Source organism: Weissella bombi (assembly GCF_900094835.1).
Taxonomy (GTDB): domain Bacteria; phylum Bacillota; class Bacilli; order Lactobacillales; family Lactobacillaceae; genus Weissella; species Weissella bombi.
Window position 1 is genome coordinate 1 of record NZ_FMAO01000028.1, and the last position, 2,830, is coordinate 2,830.

General features: G+C 37.9%; 2 protein-coding genes and 2 tRNA genes. 2 read left to right on the forward strand and 2 right to left on the reverse strand.

The genetic code is table 11. The features are described from left to right. Positions 1–6: 6 nt before the first annotated feature. Together GA0061074_RS09030 and GA0061074_RS09035 are read right to left on the reverse strand one after the other, a co-directional pair. Positions 7–89: transfer RNA gene (locus tag GA0061074_RS09030), tRNA-Tyr, on the reverse strand. 154 nt (positions 90–243) lie between these two features. Continuing rightward, complete coding sequence (locus GA0061074_RS09035) at positions 244–1,689, reverse strand: peptide MFS transporter (protein ID WP_092464116.1); 1,446 nt, start codon at positions 1,687–1,689, stop codon at positions 244–246. A 169-nt stretch (positions 1,690–1,858) separates the two neighbouring features. Here GA0061074_RS09035 and GA0061074_RS09040 point away from each other — a divergent pair, with 169 nt between their 5' ends. Together GA0061074_RS09040 and GA0061074_RS09045 are read left to right on the forward strand one after the other, a co-directional pair. Further along, positions 1,859–2,686: a metallophosphoesterase gene (locus GA0061074_RS09040; RefSeq protein WP_167550177.1), complete on the forward strand. Its 828-nt coding sequence runs from the start codon at positions 1,859–1,861 to the stop codon at positions 2,684–2,686. Between the two features lie 55 nt (positions 2,687–2,741). Next, positions 2,742–2,824 (forward strand) — tRNA-Tyr (locus GA0061074_RS09045). Positions 2,825–2,830 lie beyond the last annotated feature (6 nt).

Genomic DNA, 2,830 nt, shown 5'->3' on the forward strand with positions numbered 1-2,830 from the left:
ATTAAATGGGGGCTATAGGATTCGAACCTATGAACCCGAAGGAATGGATTTACAGTCCACCGCGTTTGACCGGACTTCGCTAAACCCCCATATATAACTGTCTGACATCAATGCCCCTGACAACTCTTATATCATACCAAGTAGGGAAACATATTGCAAGCCTTTTTTCAAAAAAATATTATTTTATATTTGAGACATTAAAAAAACAGCTTATACACTTGTATAAACTGTTTAAAATTATTGTTATTGCACACCGGCCATTAGACGCTTAATACGTGGTACTAAGAATACTAATAGGATACCAAGTACAACTGATGCTAGTCCAAACCATGTAAAGTAAGCAACTTCATTATCTGCTGAATACAAAGTAACTAATTGTGCATTTAATGCTGATCCCGCTGAAGAAGCAAGGAACCACATTGACATCATTTGTGACATAAATGCCTTTGGAGCTAGCTTAGTTGTTACAGACAAGCCAACCGGTGAAATCAACATCTCACCAATAATAACTAGAGCCCATGAACCAACTAACCATAATGGTGAAACATGACCATCAGTACCGAACAAGGCACCAGGAATTGCCATCAACAAGAATGAAGCACCAGCAAACATCAACCCAACTGAGAATTTCATTGGTGAAGATGGTTGGTTCTTGCGCCACTTAACCCATAACCAAGCAAAGAATGGCGTATATAACATAATAAATAATGGGTTTAATGATTGGAACCATGATGCTGGGAACCATGATGTATCTACTCGTTCAGCAGCAAATGTTGCCAAAACGATTGAACCTTGTTCCTCAATTGCCCAGAACAATACAGCGGCTAGGAATAGCGGAATATATGAAAATACTCGTGAACGCTCTTCTTTATTAACCTTAGCTGAAGTTGTCATAAGCACAAAGTATGATACTGGCAACAAAATTGCGACAATCGTTAACAAGTTGATGTAGTTTTGCAAACTATTCCAGCCCATCAAGTTCATTAAGATAACAACCAAGACGAAGAAAACAACACCCAAAACTGTCTTTACAATCAAAGGCTTAATTTCTTCTTCTTGCAATGGATCAGGTGCATAGTTTGAATCTTCGTGAAGATGCTTACCACCGAAGTGATATTGTACCAAACCAAAGAACATACCAATAGCTGCCAATGAGAATCCGGCATGGAATCCAACATTTTCTTGTGTCCAACCAACTAATAATGGTGAAATAAATGAGCCTAAGTTAATTCCGAACACAAAAATTGAGAATCCTGAATCACGTGAAGCATCATTTCCATCATATAATGAACCAACCATTGATGAAACGTTTGGCTTCAATAGCCCAGTTCCAAGAACAATCAAGACCATTGAAATAAACATTGCAGTAGATCCAAATGGTAATGCTAGCGCGATATGACCAAACATGATCAACACACCACCCCAGAATACCGTGCGACGTTGACCTAAAATACGATCAGCGATAAATCCACCAACAACTCCTGATAGGTAAACCATTGACGCATAAATAGCCATAATTGATGCGGCTGTAGCCTTGGTAATATCTAAATCACCAGTGCTAATTAAATGCCACATGTAGTATAGCAATATGGCTTTCATACCATAGTAACTGAAACGCTCCCACATTTCGGTCATAAACAACGTCTTTAGACCGTATGGTTGTCCCAGAAATTTCTTTTCCGCTTTCATGAAAAAAACTCCTTATTCAAATCGTGTTTTCTACTCTGGACAATTAAATGTCACTTGTTAAATTTTACTCGCAAATATAACTTTCTACAAGGTCATTTTCATTTTACATTAACTTTACTTCACTTTTGTTATAATCAAATTATGAGATTGTGTGAAAGAAGGTAGCAGCATGACTAAAATCATCGTATCAAGTGACAATCATTTTGACGTTAATAAACAAGATATTTCCCAAGCACTATATCAACAAGCAACAGCGTTACTAGAATTAAAACCTGATTACTATTTAATTGCTGGTGATTTATTTAATGACTTTGAAAAATCATTACGCTACGTTCGCGACCTACAAAATGCCTTACAAAACCAAACAAGAGTTTTATTTATCGCAGGAAACCACGATATGGGTCGTAATATTTCTTTTAATGAATTAGAAACTCACTTAGACCCTCTTTATCTACACAATCAATTTATTGACATCCCCCAATCAAACTGGCGTATCATTGGGCACAATGGTTGGTACGATTACAGTTTTACCCCTCAGCTTGATCCAAGTGCTATTAGACGTTTTCGATCTGGTTTCTATTACGACCGCGTCATTGATCAGCCGATGAGTGACATTGAGCGCATGGCACTTGGTCATGCACAAATGCGTCAACTATTAGATGATGCACGCCACGCAAATAAGCAAGTCATCTTTTTCACACACTTTGCACCAATTAATGATGAAATATATTATCCAGATCCTAATTCACGCTGGGCCTTGGTCAACGGTGTCCTTGGTTCACAAAAGACCGGGCAACTACTTGCCGAGTACCCTAACGTGCAACATGTTTTTTATGGTCATGTCCATATTACGGTGCCGCCGCGCCAAAAAAAGGGTATCACGTACTATAATGCTAGTGTTGGTTACAACCGTCATAATTTAAAAGAATGGACTGCCAACAACTTTTATCAAAGCTGGTTGAATAAAAATATTCAAATAGTGTTGACAAGTAAATAATAATTCTGTATAGTATATATTCGTTGAGGTGATACAAGATATTACTTAAATATATGGGGGTTTAGCGAAGTCCGGTCAAACGCGGTGGACTGTAAATCCATTCCTTCGGGTTCATAGGTTCGAATCCTATAGCCCCCATTTAAT